Raw genomic sequence first — 23,351 nt, 5'->3', positions numbered from 1 at the left:
TATTCTTATGGTTTAAAATCAACAAAAAGGTATGGCCCCTTCCATTGATATTCTTTTGATTTAATATTCAGTTTATGTGTTGTTTCCGACGAAGGGTCTTGGTTTGAAATAATTAAAATCGCCTTCTTTCCATTACTATGCTTCAAGCCGATTGCCGTGTATTTATCCGTGTTAAGTTGAATACTCAATTCCTCAATACTACTTCTGGAACTTGAGGACAATTCCGTTACCGGACTATAGCTTCCATGAGATTCTATCGCTGAAACGAACAAGGTGTTTTGGCTTTCTTTTCTTCGTAGCATCAGACCAGCATCCCGCCTTAAATTAAACTCAGGATCATTGGCCCCTAACCTTGTAAATAAAAACTCATCGCCTTCCTCGGTAACTGAAGTCCAAGTATAGAATTGGTTGTTTCGCATCCAAGTGAGTTTTCCAATTCCCTTTTTTGAAATTCCACTAGCTTCCAAATACAAATGCTGATACCCATTTTTAGTTCCCAAGGCTTCTAAAGTTGTTGAAGTTGCATACCCGAAATTGGTCTGTATTACTTGTCCCATAAAATACATGGGGAAATCATACGTATTCTCTTTGTTGGCATTCACTTTGAATACATCCAGCATAAAAGGTTTATTGAACTCTTTGGACTCAATCATAGCCATAGTTCTTTGCATTGCAGTACCTGGATAAGCATTCTGCTCCTTTGCGCTTACAACTTGTACCTTATTGTCAGATATATTTAAAAAAAACCTTTGTGAATGATGCTTGCTTCCCAATTCGTATTTCCCATCAAAGTGAGAAGTTTCGTTGACTACCAAGGTATTGTGTGCAATGGATTGTTTGGCCCATGTTTTGTTTTCTTTGAGATAGTTGCCTCCTCCTTTTTGCTCAATATTTACAAAACGAGCCATTCCGTAGTCTTGAATGACGTCATGCCCATCTTCATACAGCATAAAGGATAGCTTATCGTAATGCCCGTGACTTAAACCTTGCGCGGTATACTTAAAAACAAGCTCCAAATCTTGTTGTCTTAACACGGATATTCCTCCTTTTTCACCTTTCGGGCCATCTGAATAATCAACTGATTTTTTCAAAAACGGTCTAGCAAGCCCCTGTGAAACGGCATTGGCGACAGCCATACCAGAATCATCCAAAACCACCCGATTCTGTTTTTGAGCGATATCCAATAGCTCCGCATCCTTAATTCCGTAGTGATAGGCTATGTCCACCGCAGTGGTCAATTCCCTTGAAAATATGGACATCCCTTTTTGGGCATCGTTTATTGGAAAAAACTCCCCGTCCTTATCTGAAAGGTTTATCAATGTCTTGACCGATTTCAATAAAACGCTATCCTTGTATTCGAAAATCTTTAACTCCGGTCTTGCATTATTTAATCCAACCGCAAAAATCAAAAAAGGATACATGGCGTACCGCTGGTAATAGGGCCCTTCGGTATAATATCCATCTGGAGAAAAAGGCTCGTCCAGATTAGCGAGGAAGCCTGCTTTACCTTTGGTATTAATGAATCCTCCATCGTTATCCCTAGCATCTGTTTCTAAGCCCGCATCTTTAATGCCGTACAGCGCTCTATCTACGAGTTCATCATCACCCATGACCAAACCAATCATGCCCACCGCTGCATTGCCCCAGGTGCTATGGTTATGTACGCGGTTAAAAAATTGTGGGTTTTCTATGGAGATAAAATCCGCAAAAGGCCTAAAAAGGTTCTTTTCCAAAACATCCCGTTCTTCTTTGGACAAAAACTCATAGATGCAATCATATGCCTGACTTGTATAAACCAACCAATTGGAATCGTTCAAACATTGCCAGAACAATTTGCCCCTAGCATACGATCTCTCTTTGGGATGAACGGGCAAGGTCTTATAAAGCGCTTCATAGCTAAACAACATATCCCGAACATAAACCGCATATTTTTCATCATTTAGGATTTGATAAAGCAAGCCCGCTTTTTGCATCGTCAAAAAATTGCGCTTATGTCTTTCATGGGTGTATCCGCCGGAATAGTCTTTCGGAATGGGCACATCAATTCCCAAAGTAATCTCTTGGTCAATTGCGTTTTGTACAGTCTTTAAGGAGGAATCAAACAAAGGAATTGTTCCTAGATTCTTCCGTATAGATTCAATCCCAGATTGGGTCAAAATGAGATTAGGGTGTTCTTGAGCTCTGATTCCCAAGCAAATCAACAAACCAACAAATAGGAGATATGTTTTTTGTTGAACCTTCATTTGTTATTTTAGAATCAATCCCAGGTCTAAACCATCCGTAGCCAACTCGCGAAGCGGTGAAGTATCATTCAATTGATAGGTGTCATCTCTAAAATCGGGAGGAAAAGACCACATATTTTCTACAGTATATTTCTGGTCTCCTGTAACTTCAAGGTCTCCGGTTTCGAAAAGATTATTATTCAAAACATGTACGATAGGCTCACCTACCACCAAATGCATTTTCAGACCAAGGGATTTATTAAAAATGTTGTTCTTGACATCCACCACCTGCACCCCATATAGGGAAATTGACGCGTCATATTTGTTTCTTTTGTCATGTCCAACTGTGTCAAAAACATTATGACCCATCTCAAGAAAGGGTCCAAAAGTGCTCTCATCCTTACCTCCTCGATGCAATCTTAGCACAGCCCCACCTATGTCTTGGAAACTGTTGTTCTTGACAATTACATATTCGGCGTTGTAAATACCAATATCATCGGTTTCTTTATCCAGTGCTACGACATTACCTGAAATGGTCTTAAATTTTGAATTGGTAATACTTATGGTATCCGCAAAGGTGTTTTTGTACACACGAATGGCATCATAGGAATGGTTGACATCCAAATTGGTGAAATCACAATTGTTTATGAACAATGTATAGTTTTTGTTCATCGAATATTTGCTTGTAGTGATTACCGAGTTCCCGGTCCTATCTGGAGCTTCTTCACCATCAAAACGAATTCCATCCAAAGAGAGGCTCCCTCCATTTTCAATTTGGAACAATGATTTTTTCTCCCAATACACCAGCGGTTTTGGGGTATCTGAGGCTTTTATAGTCAAAGGCTTGTCAATGGATATTGTCTTGGTCAAACTATAGGTTCCTTGATTATTCAAAACCAAAATGTCTCCAGCATTTGCTGATTTTACGGCATCATATAGGGTGTTTAACCCTTCAGGAACTTCGATGGTTTTTCCAGAACCTAGAGCATTGTCCGATGGTTCTTTGCTGTACCATGAAACGCCGGTATTCATTTTTGTTGCGATTTCATCACTAATAGAGGCTCCAGCCTCGATACCACTGTTCTCAGGTAATAAAAACCCCTTATCATTCAAAGACAGTTCCAGCTTCATTGGTACAAACCCTTCATTTGAGATGGTTTCTATATTAGGACTTAAGATGTTGTCTTTGAAACTTATTCCAGTGATATCATCATAAACGGTGAATAGTTTATCCTGACTTTCGTTGTAAAAAATATTATTGGCCACAATACAATTCTCCGGCGGGGCGGTTCTCTCTTCATCTGCACCGGCACAAAACTGCACATGGTCGCAATTAATGAAGGTATTGTTCTTTACCACAGCATCTTTGGCTTGGTCGTATCTATTGATTGGGGAATTGTAGATGCCGTTCATGATTACAAAAGCACCTCTAAAGCGATAACCCGTTAACCCGATTCCATAATTATTAGTAACCGTTTGCTGCCCGTTAATTACCCGGATTCCTCCAGTGCTTGGTTTGTTATTGCCAATAAATACATTTCCATCCACCAAGGTTTGATTCCCGTGTCTCATGGTCAAGGTTCCGGTACATTCATAAAACACGTTGTTTTTATAGGTGTTTTGGCCGGATTTGTTCGAAATTATTTCATGTTCTCCATTGCACCTATCAAAGTAGTTGGATTCAACTAGCGTATTTGAATTTTTTCTCGAATAATGACTCGTCCCAATTCTCAAGGTCTCACCCCCATTAGACCCTAGGTTTTGTCTTGGTCCGAAATAATTATGGTCTATTTGATTGTGGTTTTCTTGGCTTTCAACAGAATTTAAGCGCACTATCATGGTAACGCCACGATTTCTTTTCCCCACTAAATGATTATGGTCTACTCTGTTGTTTTTGCCATAGATGGCAACCCAAGTATCGGGCTCATGTCGTTCAGGATTACTGAAATTATCTATTACGCATTCTGTTAAACGACTATTGTTGGCCAACGAGTTCTTGTCTTTTTTGAAAGAGATAACTTCATTGGTTGGGGTATATCCATTTTTAAAGACCAATCCCTCCACATAAAGGTATTCTCCTGCCATTCTCAAATTGGATTGGCCTTCCAGTACTACTTTTCCTTTTTCTTCGACAGTAAGTCGAATAGGGTTTTCTTTTGTCCCTTTGCCTTCAAAAAGCAATTCCGTATCTTTCCATATCCCGTTTGCCAGCGTTATAGTAGTTCCGGGCTTTGCCTCTTTTACGGCTTGATTGAACTCATCAATAGTAGATACTAACCCTGTCCGCTTTTCATTTTGGCAGCCCACTAGAAGTGTTAGAAACAAGCACCAAATTATTCTTGAAGAGTAGTTCATTTAAATTGGTTTACCAGATTGGTTTACCAAATATATGTATATTTGAAAACTTGACAAATTTTTAACAATAAAATACCTTTTTCGAATTTAATACCCAGTAAAATTATGGCAATCTCAAGTACTCTTCTGGCGACCTATCTGCACATAAGTACAGCTTCCATTGCAACAGCTCTATTTAAGAGGGGGTTACGAAACCAATTTATTCAAAATGTGCATTCCTTAAATTCCAAAAAGATGGTAGGCGAGGCGTTTACGTTAAGATATATTCCTGCACGGGAGGATTTGAATCCAATTCAGGTTTTTCAAGATTCAAAACATCCACAAAGATTGGCCGTTGAACAGTGTCCCAAAAACGGGGTTTTAGTGATAGATAGTAGAAAAGATGCTCGGGCCGCTTCAGCAGGATCTATTCTGATAACACGTCTAATGAAAAGAGGTGTCGCAGGAGTAGTCACAGATGGTGGTTTTAGGGATTCCGAAGCTATTGCTGCTCTAGATTTTCCCTCATTCCATCAAAAGCCTTCGGCACCCACCAATTTAACACTGCATCAGGCCATAGATATTAACGTACCCATAGGTTGTGGTGATGTAGCCGTGTTTCCGGGTGATTTAGTGGTTGGTGATGCGGATGGCGTAATTGTAATTCCTATTCACTTAGTTGAAGAAATTGCAGAGGAATGTCTAGCCATGGAAAAATACGAAGCATTTGTATTGGAAAAAGTACATAAAGGAGAATCAATTATCGGTCTTTATCCGTTGACTAGTGATACCACAAAACGGCAATATGAGGAATGGCTGGAAAAGCAATAATGGAAAAACAACCTTTTTACACCATCCTTACAATAAAAAGAAACATCTAGTAATCAATTAATCAGAATAAATAAATAACCCGATGAAAATCAATCATCGGGTTAACCTTTTTACTAATGAACGAATTCATTTTAGAACCCTGGGGTTGTTATGACCACATCTGTTAGGAACACCTCGTTATCGCTAGTGACCGTTGTAGTTGGAACAAAATAGAATATCACAAACTTTTGATCTACGGAGGTCAAAATATCCGAGGCATTCTCATCCACTCGATCTTGCGGGAAACTAAAAGTAGCCTCCGCTTTAAAGCTAAATGATACTTGTTGCCATCCATCAACCGCATTTGACGTAACCGGAACAGTAACCAATGCTAGCGAAGCCAATTCGGTGTCGGCTGCTGGCTCGTCAGATAAAATATAGAAGGTCCCCTCGAGTTCACTTACCGGAGTACTTTCGGTTCTAACAAAAGCAGAAATACTATATATCACATCGGTTTCTACTTCGAAGGGTTGATATGCCCTTTCACCAGAACTATCAAATTTGATGGACCTATCCGATGTTCCACCAGCGGACATGGCATCTGTTCCAGAGGAACTTGCTTTGTCCGTTGTACCTGAACCACCATTGTTGACAGGGTCTGATACCCAGGCTTCCAAATCGTCATTTCTCCAAAAGTTAAAGGGGGTATCTGTACCATCATTAAACGTATTGTCAGGATCAACCGTCCATGCATCTACAAGATCGTTATTATTGTTTTCCGCAGTTGGATAGGTTTGAAAATCTGCATTTTGAATAACAGCAGCAAAGGTTGCCGTAGCTCCTGGGTCTGCGGTTACGGAAACGCTTTGGGTAGAGGTTGAGCTAGTTTCTCCCAAAACATCATCAAAAGTAATGGTTAGTGCCACCTGGTATGTTCCAGCCGCGGCAAAGGTGTAGACTGGGTTTTGCGCCGTTGAAGTACCACTTCCATCTCCAAAATCCCAAGAATATGCTGTGATATTTCCGTCATTAGCAGCTGAAGTGTCTGCAAACGTAACCTCCAAGAAATTTACTGCAAAACTAAAGTCCGCAGCTGGGGGGACCGGCATTGCTTCTACCGTAATATCTGATGTTACCGTATCCGTATCATCCGTAGCACTAGTCACCTCAAGGGAAACGGTATAGGTTCCAGCGGTAGCGTAGGTATAAACCGGATTTGCCTCTGTCGATGTGCCAGTTCCATCACCAAAATCCCAAGAATACGAAACCGCATTAACGGATTCATCTTTAAAGGTTACCATCAAAAAGTCCTCCTCCGTGGTAAATGCCGCCATAGGATTTATCATCTCTCTTGAAACCGTTATTTGCTGGACAACCGTATTTTCCTGGCCACCTTCGCCTGTAACTGTTAAAGAAATATTGTAAGTCCCCCCCACTTCATAAATATATGATGGGGCAAATTCATTGGAAGTATCATCATCCGTACCCTCAACCCCAAAATCCCACAAATAGGTTCTCCCGTTGGATGAAGTATTAGTAGTGCTAACTTCCAAAAAAGTGGAAGACGTAGTGAAATTTACAGAAAGTTCAGCTGGTTCTCCCATGCTTTGGTCTGCCCGTAGACCCTCTTCTTCATTGTCGCAAGAAACCATATAGCCTGTAACCAGTGCCACAAATAGGCCAAAACGAACATTTTGTAACAGTTTATTTTTCATAATTAGGATGTGTTTAGAGAATTAAATTAATTGGTTTACTAGATTGGTTAACCAATTTTATTTGGTAAATATATTTTTTTTTTGATAAAAAACTGTTAATACCTCAAAAAATGTCCTGTTTTTTTATCTCAACTCCAGTTTCCCAATGGAAAAGAAAATCTGACATCCAGTAATGCCATTTAGATATAGCTACTTAAGCAGACCATTGTATTGCGCTTTTGTGCTATATTAATTGGGATACTTTCTACCCCGCTACCGCTAGCCTATAACTGGTGGTTACACCAAGAGTAAGCATACAAACCACGGCAGAAGTGTCGTGGTTTTTTTTCACCCGCCCAACCCCGCTACCCTTTTTGGCTGGTTAAGTGGAGGAGCGGTCAGGTGCTTTGCCGAATAATTCTGCGAATGATAGAGGATTTGACTAAAAATACCTCTTGTTTTCTCATGATTTCTATTTTTGATTTTCCCCGAATCGAGTAACACTAAAGATGAAATTATGAAGAAAGTGATTTTAGTATTCGGGGTTTTCTGCGTTCTGTCTTCGTCGCTCAAGGCCCAAGAAGGAGGTTATTTTTCAATGGAATGGGGATTACTACAAGTAGATGGCACCCTTTCTGAAAATTCCAATCAAGGTTTGTTTACATATACCAAATTTACCGGGGACCATTTTGGTTTTCAAGGAGGTGTGGGTATGGCAGGTTTTGACAACAGAGACTTTATTAATTTTGAAGCTTCTGCTTTGTATGCCCTAGCCGATAAGAGAATTTGGACTTTTGCAGGGCTTGGCGCTAACGACATTGCACTGACACCAGCTCCATTGGCCGGTGTTCGGATTAACGCCCTGCGAACCCAAAATTTGAATGTATATACAGGGTATCGCCATGTATTTCGGCAAACTTCCGAGGGATATTTTAGTTTGGGAGTTATGGTTTCTTTACCAGCTAAGAACCGACCCTCTTCAGTAGCCAGTCTGTAACTGGTGCTTCTGGCAAAAGTAAGTTATAACCACGGCAGTTGTGTCGTGGTTTTTTGGTTATTTTTAGTTGCTAGGTAGCGGAGTGGTTTTTGCTTAAAAATCCTGTTTTAACTTTTGGTAGACAAAACAAAATTGCAATTGTTGGTCTTTCCTTTGTGATTCAATAGTGTAGTGTAAAACAAACCTATCCGTATCCATTTCTATATGGCCTTTGCCCAAGGGTTCGGGAACGTTGCGCATTTTACTTTTTTTGCCCTTGGTAAATTCCAATGCACACGAAAAGATAATCTGGTCCATGACCTTTAGGTTCATCAAGCCAGGTTTTGCCGTTTTCGTGATGACCACGCGTCCGCTTTTTCTAGAGTTTAGTTTTAAAAACTCGCCTTGGTAAAAACTAAAAATATCCAGTTGGTCAAAATGTAGATTTAGCTTTTTCAGCTTAGGTTGGTCCAAAAAATTCTCAAATCGATAGGGTAAGTTGGTCTCGGGCATAGCGGTGCATTTAGGTTTAGGGCTATGCTAAAAACATCTACAATAATAAGGAACAATCAAAATATGTGCAAATATGTGTCAAAAATTACATTCCCTTATCTTGATATTGCCACATGCAATACGAGGAAAAGAAACTCAAAGCTGAGGAAACCGCTTTCAAGAAAAAGCTCGGAAAAAAAATAAAGAAGCACAGAAAACAAGCAGGCCTATCCCAACTTAAACTGGCTTTAATCTCCAATATTAGCCGTACTCAAATTAGTCGTTTGGAAAATGGCGAAATAAGCACTTCCGTTCTTACATTGCTCCGTGTTGCGAAGGCACTCCAATTAGACAAAGAACAGCTTTTGGATTTGTTAGAGTAATTTTCAGCTCTTCTCACCATGGCAGTTTTATAAAAAATGAATAAACACAATCCTAAAGAACCATATAAGAATATTAGCAACTCCGATGCATGGTTAAATTCAATTATTGACGTATTAAGTTCTTTTTTGATTGCATTTATTACTTATTTGTTGGCAAGAAAAGTGAATCAAATAGAAATACATGAATACAGGGTGTTAATTTATGCCGGTACTATTATACTTTCGAATTTCGCATATTACTTCGTGATGGAATATTGTTATTTGAAAACAATCGGTAATTTTTTGACTAGAACCAAAGTGGTAATGAAGAACAATACTTCGCCTAATGAAATTGACATCTTAATTAGGACTTTAGGCCGTTTTTTTCCTTTAGCCTTTGCGGTTAACTTTTTTACGGATGACAAATTCCATGAAACAATATCAAATACTAAGGTAGTTTATGATATATGATTTCTCCCGCTCCCCGCTAGCCCTCGCTCCCGCAAGGTTTATACTAATCTTGTAAATATATTGTACAAACACTGTCTAAATATTTTACGTAAAAAGAAATTATATTTTTATAATTAATTGATTTACAATGTTTTATAACATGGCACGATAATCGTTGTCGGTTTACTGAAAAAACGAATCGCCATGCTAAAAAACTATCTAAAGACCATTCTGAGACGGGCAAACAGAAATCGGTTAAACACGCTTATCAACTTATTTGGCCTATCTGTTTCCATAGCATGCTGCATTATAATTTTACTATTTGTCAACCATCAATTTGGCTATGACCAGTTTCATACGGATGTTGAAAAAATATACCGGATAAAGACGCATGAGACCGAAGAGGGCATAACACGCAATTTTGCAAGTTCTTCTTTGTCTTTTACTCCCTTGTTGGATGCCCATCTCCCAGCCGCAAAAGAGACCGTTCGCATGTTGCCCCATAGTGTAAGCGTGAGTTATATGGAAAAAGACAAGGTTTTTCAGGAACCCCAATTTTTTTATGTGGATTCCAATTTTTTGGAGGTGTTTTCCTTTCCCTTGGTTCAGGGAAATCGAAAAACGGCATTAAGCGACCCCTACAGTATTTTGATAACACAATCCATGGCCGACAAATATTTTGGTTCGGAAAATGCGGTTGGCAAGGTACTTACCATTGAAAAAGAGCATGTATTTACCGTTTCAGGCATTCTACAAGATATTCCCTCACAGTCCAGCATACAGCTTGACTTTGTTGTTCCCATGGAAGCCGCAGAGTACATATGGGGGGACTGGTTGGGAGATATTCACAAAACTTGGCACTATCCTCCGGTTTATAGTTTTGTAAAATTCAATTCAGATATCAATGCAGGGGAGACCGCAGAGGCTCTTCGCAAAATAGAGGCGGAACATATACCCGAGTATATTGCGGAGTCGCGTTCCCACTCCTTGGAAAGCTTGTCGGATATTCACTTTTCCAATCTGGAAAATGAGTTGCATCCTACCATAAATAAAAATGTGCTCTATCTGTTTGTGGGCATTGGAATCATAATCTTGTTCATAGCTGCGTTTAACTTTATCAATCTTTTTCTTGCCAAAATAGTTTTGCACTTGAAGTCTGTTGGAATTCAAAAAGTGATGGGTGCCAACAACCGAAACGTTTGGCGGCAGTTATTGACCGAAAGTCTCCTCTACCTTTTCGTATCCCTGCTATTGGCTTTTGTTTGGGCGGCTATTTTTCTGCCCGTGTTCAATTCTCGAATGGAAACTGAAATAACGCTTTCGGCGGTTTTTGATAATGGGGTCGTTCTTTACCTATTTGCCCTTTTGGTATTAATTGGTTTGTCTATCTCGGTAGTACCCTTGTTTTTTATAGCACGCTTTAAACCCATTGCTTTTCTAAAGGGCAAGGGTGGGTCCATATTTGCACAAAACAAAACCTCTTCTACCCAATCCACATTGGTGGTCTTGCAATTTATTGTTGCGGTTACTTTGATTATTTCCACAGTAATCATACAATCGCAAATGCACTATATCAAAACCAAGAATTTGGGTCTCCAAAAAAGCCAAACACTAGTTGTTCCCGTTTTTGATGAAACCATACAAAACAGATTTGAGTCGGTTAAAGCCCAGCTAACCGCAATACGCGGTGTGAACGAGGTATCGGCCATTTCGAATTTCCCTTGGGAAAAAGGATTTTATGATTTTGAAACCCTCATAACTAATCAAGGGGTTGAAACCAAAGCAAATTCAAAAGCGCTTTTGGTAGACAACAATATCATTCCTGCGCTAGGGATGTCGGTGATTGAAGGTAGAGGTTTCTCATCCACCCATGGAACCGATTCTACCATGGCATTTATCATGAATGAAACAGCGGCCCGGAAATTCGATGTACAAAACTTGCAAGATGTAAAGTTGACCATGCAAAGTATAACTTCTTCCGAACCCAAAGAGGGGAATCTTATCGGCATTGTAAAAGACTTTCACCTACAATCCCTACATGAGGAGATTGAACCTTTGATTCTTACCATTTCGCCTAGGAGCTATTTTATTGATAACATTATAATACAGATGTTAGGTAGCGATATTCCCCAGGTGATTCAGCAAGTGGAAGCAGAGTTGAAGGCATTTACTCCAGATAGACCTTTTGAATACTTTTTTCTCGACCAAGCTTTTGAAAAATTGTACAAAAAAGAATTACTTATTGGATCGCTCTTCAATTATTTTTCGATTATTGCCATCATTATCGCCTGTTTGGGCTTACTGGGAATGGTTGCCTTTGCAACTTCACAAAGACTTAAGGAAATTGGGATACGGAAGGTTTTGGGATCGTCTGTTATGGGCATTGTGAATTTGCTGACATTTAGCTTTATAAAGCTTATCCTCTTAGCAATAGGCATTGCAGTGCCCTTGGGTTGGTACTTTATGAATAAATGGCTGGAAGGTTTTGCCTATAAAGTAACCATAGATTGGTGGGTATATGCATTTTCTGCCATTTTAACCCTTTTCATTGCCCTATTTGCAGTGGGCTGGCAAAGTTTTAAAGCAGCTACTACCAATCCGGTTGAGGTAATCAGAAACGAATAATCACATTAATCTGTATTGAATAGGGTTCATCCTTAAAGTGCTCCGTTCCGAAAATCAACAAATGAAAGCTTCTATGTTCGTTGTTTAGATAGAACGGGAATCACTCGGAGAACCTATAGATTTTGTAGTTCCTTCAAGGAAATGATTGCAATCACCTATATTTAAAACAAAGAACCACATAAACTCATGCCCTTTCATAAAACAATACCATGACCTTAGAAGAAAAAAGGAACTTCTTTAGTACTGTCATTAAGTATATCTATCAGGATATTGACGACCAAGCCTTGACTTTTTTCATCCAGGGTTCTCTTGAAAGGAGCCTAAAAAAAAATGAGGTTTATATCGATTGTAAAAAACAACACGACGAAATTGGGTTCATAGTCAAAGGCCTCGTACGTGGGTTTTACATGGATGACAAGGGTAATGAGATAAACACACGATTTCTTAAAGAAGGTAATTTTGTCACCCATTACAAAGCTTTTATTCTCAAGGAACCCAGTAAATATTTTTTCAAATCTGTTGAGGCAACAGATTTACTATGTTTTAATTACACCCACATCCAAACCTGTTATGACTTATTTCCAAGCTTTGAAAAGTTTGGCCGTCGGATGGCAGAAGCCATAATTATAAAAATGGATGACAGACTTGAGTCACAACATTTTGATAATGCAGAAAAACGGTATTATGATTTCATGAAAGAATACCCCGAGCTCCACAATCGCCTTTCCCTGGAGCAAATAGCTAGCTATATCCGAATTACCAGACCAGCTTTAAGTCGGTTAAGAGGTAAAAAATCGTAACATAGGTTACCAAGTCCTGCGGAACACCCAACATAAATTTGATCATTAATTGTAAAACAATAATGATGAAAAATTTAAAATTGAAGGTAATCCCTGTGCTATGCCTTTTAACCAGTACACTTTCAGTTGCACAGAATTCAACGAATCAAGAAGTCCGCAAGAATTTTTATGTGAAACCTTATGCAGGTTTTATTGGGGTTCAAAACATGGATTTAATATTGACAAGTGATAATGAAAATTCAAATGTTTCCGTGGAAAACGGGTTTGGATATACAGCAGGAATCTCATTGGGATATTACCTAACCGAGAATATTTCTACCGAAATTGGGTGGGAATATAAAAGCAATGAGGTTACCATAAGCAATGATAATATTAGCAGCAAAGGTGACTATGCCTCTAATTTTATTTATCTAAATGGGATTTATAATTTCAAAACAAAGAGCCGTTTAAAGCCTTATTTGGGACTAGGGGCTTCCGTAATACAGGAAATTGATCTAGATTTTGGCAACGGAGAAAACGGCTCCTTCTCGAATTCGGGAAATATCGGTTTTCAAGGTATTGCTGGACTTGATTTCAATCTTTCCCCAAGATGGGCATTGAATTGGGAGGCAAAATATGTGACCTTTAGCGAGTTCGGAATGGAAAACGAAGGAGATAATAGCAGGTTGGACAATCTCAAATACAATCCCGTTATCTTTAATATAGGTGTCAAATATCGATTCTAAAATGGAATTAAGATAATAAGGTCCTATTATGGACAGGAAATAGTTTATACATTTCGACATTATTTATGACTAGTTTAGAGAAGTTTTAACGAAAGAGAACCTATTTCTCATGAAAAAAAGAAACGCCATAAGCTTTGTCCTCTTTATGACTCTTTTATTTATGAATTCTGGATGTTCAGATGATATAAATAAAAATCCTAAAAGAGATTTGACCTGGACCTATACCTACTTAAAAAGTATTGATGGCCATAAAAGTGATTTGAAACAAATAGTACTTCAGAACTGGTTTGAGATGGACCGCATTGCAAAAGAACAAGGACTGATTAGAGATTACATGCTATTGGAAAATATGAGTGATAATGACTCAACCGACTGGGACTACATTGTGGCGGTAGAATATTTTACCAAAAGTACCTATGCGGATATTGCCGAAGAATTTGAAAAGATTAGGCAGTCTCACAAAACTGTCAAGGTAAATGGGATGTCTTTTGCAGACGTAGGAAAGGTGGTTAGGTCGGAGCTAATCAAAAAAAACAAATAGATTATTATAAAAACGATAATCGAGATAGGAAGTCTATACTTGGTCATTTAGCGTAATTGCACGAAATGCTATCGGAACAAGGTTCAAAATAAGTTTTTTGATGGTTTTATTTGTATGTACAAACAATTTTATATTTTTACCCCGTGGAACGAAAAACGTCAAAATACTGTACTTGCCTCTACCACTCTGCCAATGCCCTATCTAGAGTCATGACCAAAATATCTGATGAAGAATTCGCATCCATAGGACTTACCTCCTCATATGCATTTCTTTTGATGACTGTTAATGAAAAACAAGGTATTCAACCGAAAGAGATCAGCGAACATATGCAACTAACTGCATCAACAGTAACACGCTTGATTGAAAAAATGGAATACAGAGGGTATTTGCAAAGGCAATCAGCTGGGCGTTCCACAGAAGTTTACGCTACACCGGACGGCTTGGAACTACAGCCAAAACTCAAGGAAATATGGCAAAGATTGTATAAAAGATACTCTGGAATTTTGGGGAAAGAAGTAGCAGACAAACTTACTGCAGACATTTATGCTTCCTCCCAAAAACTGGAATAATTTTTTTGTTTAATTGTTTGTATGTACAACCAACTTAAAAACTAAAAGAAGTAAAATGAAAAAAATTGGAATTATTGGTTCTGGAATCGTTGCTCAAACTTTAGGTGCAGGATTCATTAAGCATGGGTACGATGTCATGCTCGGAACTCGAAATATCGACAAACTTGCCGCATGGCAATCGGAACAAGGTACTAAAGCTAAGGTAGGGTCGTTTGAAGAAGCTGCCGAATTTGGCAAATTATTGGTATTGGCCGTTAAGGGGACGGTAGCAAAGACAGCCTTGGATCTTATTGGCAATTTCCTTTTGGAAAACAAAACCATAATGGATGCCACCAACCCAATAGCTGACCAAGCCCCAGAAAACGGAGTCCTTCAATTCTTTACAAACCAGAATGAATCTTTGATGGAACAGCTGCAATCGGCTTACCCAAAGGCCAATTTCGTTAAGGCCTTTAGTAGTGTCGGAAGCGCGAAAATGGTGAACCCGACATTCGAAATCAAACCCTCCATGTTCATATGTGGAAATAGCAATTCGGCTAAAGAACAAGTAAGCGCTATTGTAGAATTGTTTGGTTGGGAAGTGGAAGATATGGGTTCAGCAGAAGCTGCAAGGGCCATTGAACCTCTATGTATGCTTTGGTGCATCCCTGGATTTTTACATAACCAATGGACACACGCCTTTAAACTTTTAAAATAATTTATCAACCCTAATTACATATAAAAATGACGAATAAAATTCTTATTACAGGAGCAAGTGGTGGTTTTGGTGCATTAGCTGTAAAAACCTTGCTATCCCAAGGACATGCTGTTGCCGCAACCATGCGAAACATTGACTCAAAAAACAAAGCGATTTCCGAAGAACTTTCCAATCTGGGAGCCCATATTGTTGAAATGGACGTAACCCAAGAGGACAGTGTTAATAACGCTGTAGCCGAAAGTATCCAATTATTATCCGGCCTGGATGTTGTAATCAACAATGCCGGGGTAGGAGTACTGGGTATTCAAGAAAACTTTACCATAGATGATTTTAAACGCTTATTCGATATCAACGTGTTTGGCGTACAGCGGGTAAACCGAGCCGTACTACCTCATTTTAGGAGACAAGGAAATGGATTGATTGTTTATGTATCCAGCATTTTAGGAAGAATGGCTCTGCCCTTTTATGGTCCTTATAATGCGTCAAAGTGGGCGTTGGAAGCTTTGGCGGAAAATTACAGGATTGAACTTTCTGGATTCGGAGTTGACTCTTGCATTGTAGAACCAGGGGGTTATCCTACCGGATTTTTCAACAACCTTATTTTTCCTTCCGATACTTCAAGGGATGAAGAATATGGGGACATGGTACATGCTCCCAAGCAGGCTTTCGACAGTTTTGAAGGTGCATTGGCACAGAATCCTGCACAAGACCCGCAGAATGTGGCAGATGCCATTGCTAACCTAATCAGCACTCCAGCAGGTCAAAGACCGGTAAGAACTGTAGTGGATAAGATGGGTATGGGAGAACATATCGAACCCTATAATCAACAATTGGATGCTATTCATGAAGGAATCTTTGGTGCTTTTGGTATGGGCGATATGCTCAAATTAAAGGTTTAATCAATTTTTAAATCCTAGCAGAAGCAACCGATTGAGTTACTCAATCGGTTGCTTTTTTTCCATTTAGAACTTATTTTACAACCCATCAAACTCTATAGATTCTACAGAAAGGATTTCATCATAATATTGCCTTTTAGCCTGTGAATCACATCAATTTCCAAAAAGGGGTTTCAAATCTTCAACCTTTTAGAAGACAGCACTCTTTTCTGTAAGACTTGCATTACGTCGAAAACTTGAAAAAAGGTCGACTAAATGTTCAGTTTTATCGTTTAATTTACGGTGGAAAGTGCCGTACGTGAACTCTGCTATGGGTAAATCGTAGGCTTTTCCTGAATCACGGAACATCCCCAAATGGGTCGTGAGCCGAACTGAACTTAACCAAGAACCATGGCCAGCCTTTATCCAGGGAAAAGATTCTTTTCGAATTTCGGAACGGTAGTAAACCTTCTCTTGCCCTATTTGGTCTTTTTAGCTTCTGTGGTAGTATTCGCGCAACAAAACCCGCAGCTTTCACAATACCTTCAAAATCCATTTATAGTTAATCCGGCTATGACCGGTGTGGAAGATTATGTGGATTTGACCGCTGCTTATCGAAATCAATGGACCGGATTTGAGGGTGCCCCTAGAACGGCCACCTTCAGTTTCAATGGTTCTCTTCATTTATTGAAGGCCCAGTTACAGCGGAGCGAAGGTGAATCCCATCAGGGTATAGGAGCTTTTGTATATACAGACGATGTAGGACCAATTAAACAGAGCGCATTTTACGCCAGTTATGCTTATCATTTGAAAGTTTCAACAGATTGGTTTCTTTCCATGGGTTCCTTTGTGGGTGCAACCCAGTTCCGATATGACGCCTCGGATGCGATACTCTTGCAGAATCCCAACGACATATTAGTGAACAGTTTCTCCGATTTCAACTTTGATATGAGCCTAGGGTTATATGCCTATTCCGAATATCTGTTTGTCGGAGTAGCCGCGAATCAACTTTTTGACAACCAAATCCCATATGATGTTGACAACGGGGTACTGACCACGGATGGTCGATTGGAACGTAACTTTAACCTATTGCTCGGTAGTCGGATAGACATGGGTACGGATTGGGAGATTGTTCCTTCGGTACTTTTAAAAACGGTATCCAACGCACCCTTGCAATGGGACCTAGGCGTAAAAATGGTATATGACGGGAATATCTGGGCAGGTCTGGCCTACCGTGACCAAGATGCGGTGTTGGGCTATTTTGGCCTCCGTTTCATGGAAAATTTCTTGGCAACTTACTCTTATGATTGGTCAACCACGGATTTTAGCGGGCAACAGACAGGGACCCATGAGATTACCATTGGCTATCGTTTTGATTTCGGTGAACAACGCTGTGCGTGTCCTAAATACTCATTATGAACACAAACATGAAACAGTACATTCTATTCATATTTTGCTTCTTTCTAAGTCTATGCGGTCTGTTTTCCCAAACCGAGAACATGGATTTTGAATATGGGAACTTCGATTTCTGGACCTTGGACACCGGTCTTAGACCCAATCCCATAAACGTGAACTGGAATCCACGGCCTGCTCCCGACCTGAGCACACAGATACAGATAATGAACCCTTCAAGACCACCCTTGGATGAAAACGGGGTCGATTGTATGCCGACCATGGTCAACGTACCATCAGTCTTTCCTATGGGTGCCTTCTCTTCGAAAATCGGGGACATCCAAGGGGGGCGAAAAGCTGCACGAATCAGCAGGACTTTTACCGTTACCGCAGATCAGTCCTATCTACAATACAGCTATGCCGTGGTCATGCAAGACCCTGGGCACAGACAGAATGAACAACCCAAGTTCGTGGTCAACATTAGAGATAACAATGGAGACGTGGTCACCTGTGGTAGGTTCGAGGCATTTGCCGGTCCAAATGCCCTGAGCAAGGGATTTGTCAATTGCAATAATTCTAGCTTACAGATATTGCCATGGACCAGTGGAGGTGCAGACCTTACCCCTTTAATCGGACAGCAAATCACCATAGAATTCATGACCTTGGACTGCATGTTGGGTGGCCATGGTGGATATGCCTATGTCGAGGCTACCCTTGAACCCCTTGAGATACAAGTTGAAGGACTTTGTGTTATGGGGCCTAATGATATCACCTTAACTGCACCCCTAGGGTTTTCCTCCTATTTGTGGTCTACAGGGGAGACTACGCGAAGCATCGATGTTTCAGGAGCTCAATATGGGGATGTTTTCACAGTGGATCTGATAACTAACACGGGATGTGATACGTCGGCGACTGTGACCTTGGCTCCCGTGGCCAGCGCCACCATCGATCCCATTCCCGACCAAGAAATTTGTGAAGGAGGGAGCGCCATTATCACACCTACAGGAACCAATGCGGGAGATTTCTATTTTCCGGACATCAACGTTACCGGAAATGTGGCCGTGGTCTCTCCCACTGCGGATACCACCTATACCGTTGTGGCCAGGGATGAGAACGGTTGTATTGGGGAATCGACCACAGTGAATATAACCGTTATTCCTTCCAGTGAGCCGCCCTTCCCAAGAGCGGACTTTGAAATAACACCGGTTATTTCTGATGCAAACAATCCCTGCAACACCATACAATTGGACAATCTTTCTGGTTATTGTAAGAGCGATTTGACTTATTTATGGGACTTTGGGGATGGAACTACCAGTACGGAGCAGCATCCTATACATTCGTTTCCATTGTCCGATACTGTTCAGACCTATTATATTTCGTTGACAGTGACCTCAGCAAGTGACGGACTGTCTGATATGGTTTCCCTTCCATACACCACTTCGACCATAATTCCCGGCTTTTTTCCAATTCAAGATTGTGGTATTGTGACCATTACCAATTTCAGCAGCATTTGTGGCTCCTCCTTGGAAAACTATCCTTCCTTTACCTATAGTTGGGATTTTGGGGATGGAAATCCTACGGTAACCACGGATAGCACCCAACCTGAATTTCAATATACCTATACCGACTCTGGGGTTTATACCATAAGTATGACCATGACCGATAGCAACAGTGGCCTAAGTTTTTCTACGGAGCGCATGGTAAATGTAATTGCTGGATTAAATGCCGATTTTGAGTTTTACCCAGACTGTTATGACGTACAATTTATTGACCGTTCCAACACCTGTGATCCTATAGTGAGTTATGTATGGGATTTTGGGGATGGAAGTCCCATCAGTACCGAACAAGCACCAATGCATACCTACGCCACAGTGGGGCCTCATAATGTCACATTGACTGTAGATGACGGTACTACAACCTTGCAACAGTCATATGATGTTCTCTTGACCCCTGACCAAACCACACCCGAATTTGATTTCACCATCATCTGCAACGAAGTAACATTCCAAGACTTCACGGACAGTTGTAATCCAGTCTTGTTTGAATGGGATTTTGGAGATGGTAGCCCAATATCCGAAGAAGAGAATCCAGTCCATATTTTTGAATATGACAATTCTTATGACGTGACACTGACCGTTGATGACGGCGACGGGCAATTCAGTATAACCAAACAGGTAATTATTGTTAGTGAATTCCTGTATGAGCATCCTCTAGACCTGGAGGTTTGCGCAGATCCAAGTGTCCCGGATGTCGGTATGTTCAATTTCATTGCACAGACTGACCATATTTTGAGCAATGTAAATCCAAATGGCCCTTTTTATCCTTTGGTCAGTTACCATTTAAGTGATGCCGACGCAACAGGTAATATCAACTCTCTTAGTTTTGATTTCACCAACACAACCAATCCGCAGACTGTATTTGCTCGTGCCGAAGATAGTCAAGGGTGCTATCAAATATTTCCTTTTCAGTTGCGAGTTAACAATACCCCGATCGTTAATGCCATAGAAGACATCTACCTGTGTTATTTAAGGGAAAATACAATTGGTTATGACCTTTCACAGCTAAACGCAAGGGCTTTTGAAGGTATGGACCAATCCGGGGTCAACTTAAGTTGCCACCTTAATGAAACAGATGCCATGACGGACGCAAATGACGTCGTCAACATCAATTTGGAGGCAGGGGTGGACAATATTGTATTTGTAAGAGCCGAAAATGTAGATGCTCCCGATTGTTTCTCAGTGAGCACTTTTCTAATCCGAATGGATAATGAAAATACTGATGTGGATGACCGATGTATGCCTTTTTTCTCGAATACTATGACTCCTAATGATGATGGCGCCAATGATGTATTCTTCATTCAGAACATTGAGACCTTTCCAAACAACTATCTTACCATATACAACAGATGGGGAAATGTGGTTTTCGAGGCCAGGGGCTATATGAACGATTGGCACGGAACATATAACGGTAATCCTTTACCCGTTGGCACCTATTACTATCATATTGAACTGAACGACCCGGACCAAAGATCTCATTCTGGGCACATTACTATTTTAAGGTAGGTTTTGTTTCTAAAGTTACACTAGTGCAACAATTCTTCATTTTGAATCTCGACTTAGATTTGAAGTCCTAAGGTTTCTATTTTATGGTATCGATAATATTAGGTTAACGAATAACTTCAAAGGGAGCTAAATCAAAAAGACATAAACAACTTGTTTTTGTTTTTAACTTTTATAATGTTTTTTTTCCGATTTCAGTAGGAATCGAATTTTGGAACCTACCTAGAAAGGAAATAAGTTATAATCATCCCAAAATCTGCGCTTCAACATTTTTCTCTTAATGGAAAGGCAGAAGTAGTATGGGAATATTTCAAAATTAAGTCTTGAATTCTCGGTATTGAGTTGGGGTCATCCCTGTTTTGGACCTAAACAGTTTATTGAAACTTTGAGGGTATTTGAATCCGAATTCAAATGCAATCTCACTGATAGTTCTATTGGAACCGACTATCAATGTTTTAGCTCTTTCAATAAGAAAGTTATTAATATAGTCTTTTGCACTAATACCAGTTTCATTTTTCATTAAATCTCCAAAATAATTAGAGGACATATTCAATTTGGTTGCACAGTAGCCAACTGTTAACACTCCCATTCCTTTCGGTTCATCTGAATCAAAATATGAAGCCATAATATTTTCAAACCTGGTGATTAAATCCCTGTTTAGATTGGTCCGGGTGAGAAACTGTCTTTCATAGTATCTTTTACAATATTTAAGTACCAAATCAATATTAGAAATAATCAGGTCTTGGCTGTGTTTGTCTATTTTTTGATTATACTCTTCCTCAATCTTAGAAATAATTTCTGTCAGCATTTTCATCTCTTCGTCGGAAACGTGCAATGCTTCATTATTCTCATAATTGAAGAAGGTAAAATTTCCAATGGTCCTGCCGAGTTCGGATTTACTTAGTAAGTCAGGATGAAACAAGAGCGTCCATCCAGATGCATTCCGATATTCCTCATTATTTTCAATTTTTACCACTTGATTTGGTTTAATAAAAACTACCGTACCCTCTTGAAAATCGTAAGAATTCCTTCCGTAGACCAAGGAGCCTGAAATACCCAACTTTAAACTTATCTGATAGAACCCAAATACATACGAATAATTCCCGTAGTCGTAATTGGTTATTTCATCAGTTATGGGCAATACCGAAATAAGTGGATGTTTGGGTTTCGGAAAACCAAAAAAATCATGAACTTGACTGACTGATTCTATCCGAATGAATTCTCCCATGTATTCTACTTCAAGGACTCGACTCGAGTTTTTATGGCTTCATTAAGTCTGGCGTATGCCTCTTCAACCGGTTTTGGGCTCCAGAAATTCACTCCTATTCCCCCATAATCCTCATGTATGGTTACTCTGGTGCCTTCTTCGACCTGTTCCAAAATATATTTGTGGTCATAGGTAAGAATCAACGGGGTGCCACCAGATTGATTCAATAGTTGTCCTGTGACAATTTCTTTTACCATGGCTTGAATCTCATAGGAAGAATCGGAACTTTGGGTAAATTTATAGGTGACCTTATTTCCTTCCTCTACCTCACCATGCAACAATTCCATAACCGGATTCCATTCAGGATATTTATCCATACTGATGAGAACATTCCATACTTCTTTGGAAGAGTTATTGATAATAATTTCATGATGAACGGACTTTCTTCTGGTAATCATCAAAATAACCAGAATCAATATTATTCCTGCAACTACGTATATCAATTTCTTCATTTTAAGTATTTGTCAAACCAATTTAAAACCGGTTCAGGGTTTTTTCCTAACCAATCATAAGCAGCTGCTCTTTTCTTCTCCAAATCTAGCCACATTATTTCCTTTTCAACCGTCAAAGATTCGTAATATTCTTTTACCATATTCAAATCGGTCATAGGATCATTGTTATTCTGAATTACTAGTGTTGGAACTGAGATATCCTTAACATAAGGTAAAAAAGAATCTCCAGTAAGGTCGGTATCTCTTTTATTTTTACTGTAGTTACTTCCCGCATTCACCAAAAACATAGGAAGGCCCATGTTTGCCACAAAATAGTCATAAGTTAATGGCTGAATTGAAATCATAGTTTTTAAGTTCTCAAAATTTTTCATTTCAGTTTCAAGTCCAAAAGCAAAAGTACTAGCCCCTTGCCCCATACAAATAGATAGCAGTCCAATACCTGCATCTTTGTAATCAACGTGCTTCGAAATAAACTGAATTGCAGCGAGAACATCCTTGCGTTCATTCTTGCCCCACGTTATCCAACCTTTATTTTCACTTTCTCCATGATTACGCATGTCGTACATTAAAACGGAGTATCCCGCTTCAACCAAATATTTTGCTTGTTTTAGAAAGTGTATGTCCTTGTTCCAAAGTGATTTCTCCATCAATCCTTTGCCCTCTACAGTAAAACCAGATCTTGAGCATTGTACTCCAAAATGCGACTGAATAATTACTTTGTCCGTACCAGATTTAAGCAGCCAACCCGAAAGAGTCACCCCATCATCTGCCTGGAATGTCACGTCTTCATATTCAAGGTCATAAGCTTCTGGAGTATCAAAAACTGGTGATTTACCGGGTTTTATCATCATATCGGATATCATTTTGCCAAACATAACTTTGATATTTAAATTCTTGGCAAAATTAAAATAGGAAGGATGGAGACATTAAACCATATTACCTATATCCTAAACCTAATTACTTATTAGAGCGCAAAATTCCGAAACACATCAAATAGACAACCTTTTTA

At 39.6% G+C, this 23,351-nt stretch carries 20 protein-coding genes; 13 read left to right on the top strand and 7 right to left on the bottom strand.

What is annotated here, in order from left to right; all coding sequences use genetic code 11:
- Positions 1-5: 5 nt before the first annotated feature.
- Both ACSLUF_RS06685 and ACSLUF_RS06680 read right to left on the bottom strand, forming a co-directional pair.
- Entirely contained in the window at positions 6-2,243 is a 2,238-nt protein-coding gene (locus tag ACSLUF_RS06685; protein ID WP_435625331.1) for an alginate lyase family protein, read from the bottom strand.
- 3 nt (positions 2,244-2,246) lie between these two features.
- The gene (locus ACSLUF_RS06680) at positions 2,247-4,577 is read right to left on the bottom strand and encodes a chondroitinase-B domain-containing protein (RefSeq protein ID WP_435625330.1); all 2,331 of its coding nucleotides are present in this window, start codon (positions 4,575-4,577) and stop codon (positions 2,247-2,249) included.
- A gap of 105 nt (positions 4,578-4,682) precedes the next feature.
- Here ACSLUF_RS06680 and ACSLUF_RS06675 point away from each other — a divergent pair, with 105 nt between their 5' ends.
- A complete protein-coding gene (locus ACSLUF_RS06675; protein ID WP_435625329.1) occupies positions 4,683-5,387 on the top strand; it encodes a ribonuclease activity regulator RraA in 705 nt (234 codons plus the stop codon).
- 131 nt (positions 5,388-5,518) lie between these two features.
- On the opposite strand, the gene ACSLUF_RS06670 is transcribed toward ACSLUF_RS06675, so the two are convergent.
- Positions 5,519-7,081 carry a PKD domain-containing protein gene (locus ACSLUF_RS06670; RefSeq protein WP_435625328.1) on the bottom strand — a complete coding sequence of 521 codons (1,563 nt, stop codon included), beginning with the start codon at positions 7,079-7,081 and terminating at the stop codon, positions 5,519-5,521.
- Positions 7,082-7,577: 496 nt separating this feature from the next.
- Between ACSLUF_RS06670 and ACSLUF_RS06665 the strand changes: the two genes are divergently transcribed.
- Entirely contained in the window at positions 7,578-8,057 is a 480-nt protein-coding gene (locus ACSLUF_RS06665; RefSeq protein WP_435625327.1) for a hypothetical protein, read from the top strand.
- A gap of 93 nt (positions 8,058-8,150) precedes the next feature.
- Here ACSLUF_RS06665 and ACSLUF_RS06660 read toward each other — a convergent pair whose 3' ends face one another.
- A complete protein-coding gene (locus ACSLUF_RS06660) occupies positions 8,151-8,549 on the bottom strand; it encodes a hypothetical protein (RefSeq protein WP_435625326.1) in 399 nt (132 codons plus the stop codon).
- Between the two features lie 113 nt (positions 8,550-8,662).
- Here ACSLUF_RS06660 and ACSLUF_RS06655 point away from each other — a divergent pair, with 113 nt between their 5' ends.
- From ACSLUF_RS06655 to ACSLUF_RS06605, 11 genes are all read left to right on the top strand, one after another.
- Positions 8,663-8,911 (top strand): helix-turn-helix domain-containing protein, encoded by a 249-nt coding sequence (locus tag ACSLUF_RS06655; protein ID WP_435625325.1) that lies wholly within the window; start codon positions 8,663-8,665, stop codon positions 8,909-8,911.
- 36 nt (positions 8,912-8,947) lie between these two features.
- Positions 8,948-9,361 (top strand): RDD family protein, encoded by a 414-nt coding sequence (locus ACSLUF_RS06650; protein ID WP_435625324.1) that lies wholly within the window; start codon positions 8,948-8,950, stop codon positions 9,359-9,361.
- A gap of 183 nt (positions 9,362-9,544) precedes the next feature.
- Entirely contained in the window at positions 9,545-11,965 is a 2,421-nt protein-coding gene (locus tag ACSLUF_RS06645) for an ABC transporter permease (protein WP_435625323.1), read from the top strand.
- Positions 11,966-12,174: 209 nt separating this feature from the next.
- Positions 12,175-12,765, top strand: a complete 591-nt coding sequence (locus ACSLUF_RS06640; protein WP_435625322.1) for a Crp/Fnr family transcriptional regulator — start codon at positions 12,175-12,177, stop codon at positions 12,763-12,765.
- Positions 12,766-12,827: 62 nt separating this feature from the next.
- Positions 12,828-13,490 carry an OmpW family outer membrane protein gene (locus ACSLUF_RS06635; protein WP_435625321.1) on the top strand — a complete coding sequence of 221 codons (663 nt, stop codon included), beginning with the start codon at positions 12,828-12,830 and terminating at the stop codon, positions 13,488-13,490.
- 109 nt (positions 13,491-13,599) lie between these two features.
- A complete protein-coding gene (locus ACSLUF_RS06630; RefSeq protein WP_435625320.1) occupies positions 13,600-14,031 on the top strand; it encodes a hypothetical protein in 432 nt (143 codons plus the stop codon).
- 209 nt (positions 14,032-14,240) lie between these two features.
- Positions 14,241-14,600 (top strand): MarR family winged helix-turn-helix transcriptional regulator, encoded by a 360-nt coding sequence (locus ACSLUF_RS06625; RefSeq protein ID WP_435625319.1) that lies wholly within the window; start codon positions 14,241-14,243, stop codon positions 14,598-14,600.
- Positions 14,601-14,655: 55 nt separating this feature from the next.
- Positions 14,656-15,297, top strand: a complete 642-nt coding sequence (locus tag ACSLUF_RS06620; protein ID WP_435625318.1) for an NADPH-dependent F420 reductase — start codon at positions 14,656-14,658, stop codon at positions 15,295-15,297.
- A gap of 26 nt (positions 15,298-15,323) precedes the next feature.
- Positions 15,324-16,196: an SDR family oxidoreductase gene (locus ACSLUF_RS06615; RefSeq protein ID WP_435625317.1), complete on the top strand. Its 873-nt coding sequence runs from the start codon at positions 15,324-15,326 to the stop codon at positions 16,194-16,196.
- 387 nt (positions 16,197-16,583) lie between these two features.
- A complete protein-coding gene (locus ACSLUF_RS06610) occupies positions 16,584-17,591 on the top strand; it encodes a PorP/SprF family type IX secretion system membrane protein (protein WP_435625316.1) in 1,008 nt (335 codons plus the stop codon).
- Positions 17,588-20,626, top strand: a complete 3,039-nt coding sequence (locus tag ACSLUF_RS06605) for a PKD domain-containing protein (protein ID WP_435625315.1) — start codon at positions 17,588-17,590, stop codon at positions 20,624-20,626. Before ACSLUF_RS06610 ends, ACSLUF_RS06605 begins: the two co-directional genes overlap by 4 nt.
- A 313-nt stretch (positions 20,627-20,939) precedes the next feature.
- Here ACSLUF_RS06605 and ACSLUF_RS06600 read toward each other — a convergent pair whose 3' ends face one another.
- The 3 genes from ACSLUF_RS06600 to ACSLUF_RS06590 are packed head-to-tail and all read right to left on the bottom strand — an operon-like array spanning position 20,940 to position 23,193.
- Complete coding sequence (locus ACSLUF_RS06600) at positions 20,940-21,851, bottom strand: helix-turn-helix domain-containing protein (protein ID WP_435625314.1); 912 nt, start codon at positions 21,849-21,851, stop codon at positions 20,940-20,942.
- 5 nt (positions 21,852-21,856) lie between these two features.
- On the bottom strand, positions 21,857-22,342 hold the full coding sequence (locus ACSLUF_RS06595; RefSeq protein WP_435625313.1) for an SRPBCC domain-containing protein: 486 nt from the start codon (positions 22,340-22,342) through the stop codon (positions 21,857-21,859).
- Positions 22,339-23,193 carry an alpha/beta hydrolase gene (locus tag ACSLUF_RS06590; RefSeq protein WP_435625312.1) on the bottom strand — a complete coding sequence of 285 codons (855 nt, stop codon included), beginning with the start codon at positions 23,191-23,193 and terminating at the stop codon, positions 22,339-22,341. The genes ACSLUF_RS06595 and ACSLUF_RS06590 overlap by 4 nt, the downstream gene beginning before the upstream one ends.
- Positions 23,194-23,351: the final 158 nt, after the last annotated feature.

This window comes from Flagellimonas sp., assembly GCF_965601775.1.
Classification (GTDB): domain Bacteria; phylum Bacteroidota; class Bacteroidia; order Flavobacteriales; family Flavobacteriaceae; genus Flagellimonas.
Note: the sequence above shows the minus strand (reverse complement) of the source record. Positions and strands in the feature narration are given on the sequence as shown.

Coding starts and splice junctions, on each gene's coding strand:
- ACSLUF_RS06685 (WP_435625331.1), bottom strand. CDS start 2,243: ATGAAGGTTCAACAAAAAACATATCTCCTATTTGTTGGTTTGTTGATT.
- ACSLUF_RS06680 (WP_435625330.1), bottom strand. CDS start 4,577: ATGAACTACTCTTCAAGAATAATTTGGTGCTTGTTTCTAACACTTCTA.
- ACSLUF_RS06675 (WP_435625329.1), top strand. CDS start 4,683: ATGGCAATCTCAAGTACTCTTCTGGCGACCTATCTGCACATAAGTACA.
- ACSLUF_RS06670 (WP_435625328.1), bottom strand. CDS start 7,081: ATGAAAAATAAACTGTTACAAAATGTTCGTTTTGGCCTATTTGTGGCA.
- ACSLUF_RS06665 (WP_435625327.1), top strand. CDS start 7,578: ATGAAGAAAGTGATTTTAGTATTCGGGGTTTTCTGCGTTCTGTCTTCG.
- ACSLUF_RS06660 (WP_435625326.1), bottom strand. CDS start 8,549: ATGCCCGAGACCAACTTACCCTATCGATTTGAGAATTTTTTGGACCAA.
- ACSLUF_RS06655 (WP_435625325.1), top strand. CDS start 8,663: ATGCAATACGAGGAAAAGAAACTCAAAGCTGAGGAAACCGCTTTCAAG.
- ACSLUF_RS06650 (WP_435625324.1), top strand. CDS start 8,948: ATGAATAAACACAATCCTAAAGAACCATATAAGAATATTAGCAACTCC.
- ACSLUF_RS06645 (WP_435625323.1), top strand. CDS start 9,545: ATGCTAAAAAACTATCTAAAGACCATTCTGAGACGGGCAAACAGAAAT.
- ACSLUF_RS06640 (WP_435625322.1), top strand. CDS start 12,175: ATGACCTTAGAAGAAAAAAGGAACTTCTTTAGTACTGTCATTAAGTAT.
- ACSLUF_RS06635 (WP_435625321.1), top strand. CDS start 12,828: ATGATGAAAAATTTAAAATTGAAGGTAATCCCTGTGCTATGCCTTTTA.
- ACSLUF_RS06630 (WP_435625320.1), top strand. CDS start 13,600: ATGAAAAAAAGAAACGCCATAAGCTTTGTCCTCTTTATGACTCTTTTA.
- ACSLUF_RS06625 (WP_435625319.1), top strand. CDS start 14,241: ATGACCAAAATATCTGATGAAGAATTCGCATCCATAGGACTTACCTCC.
- ACSLUF_RS06620 (WP_435625318.1), top strand. CDS start 14,656: ATGAAAAAAATTGGAATTATTGGTTCTGGAATCGTTGCTCAAACTTTA.
- ACSLUF_RS06615 (WP_435625317.1), top strand. CDS start 15,324: ATGACGAATAAAATTCTTATTACAGGAGCAAGTGGTGGTTTTGGTGCA.
- ACSLUF_RS06610 (WP_435625316.1), top strand. CDS start 16,584: ATGGCCAGCCTTTATCCAGGGAAAAGATTCTTTTCGAATTTCGGAACG.
- ACSLUF_RS06605 (WP_435625315.1), top strand. CDS start 17,588: ATGAACACAAACATGAAACAGTACATTCTATTCATATTTTGCTTCTTT.
- ACSLUF_RS06600 (WP_435625314.1), bottom strand. CDS start 21,851: ATGGGAGAATTCATTCGGATAGAATCAGTCAGTCAAGTTCATGATTTT.
- ACSLUF_RS06595 (WP_435625313.1), bottom strand. CDS start 22,342: ATGAAGAAATTGATATACGTAGTTGCAGGAATAATATTGATTCTGGTT.
- ACSLUF_RS06590 (WP_435625312.1), bottom strand. CDS start 23,193: ATGATGATAAAACCCGGTAAATCACCAGTTTTTGATACTCCAGAAGCT.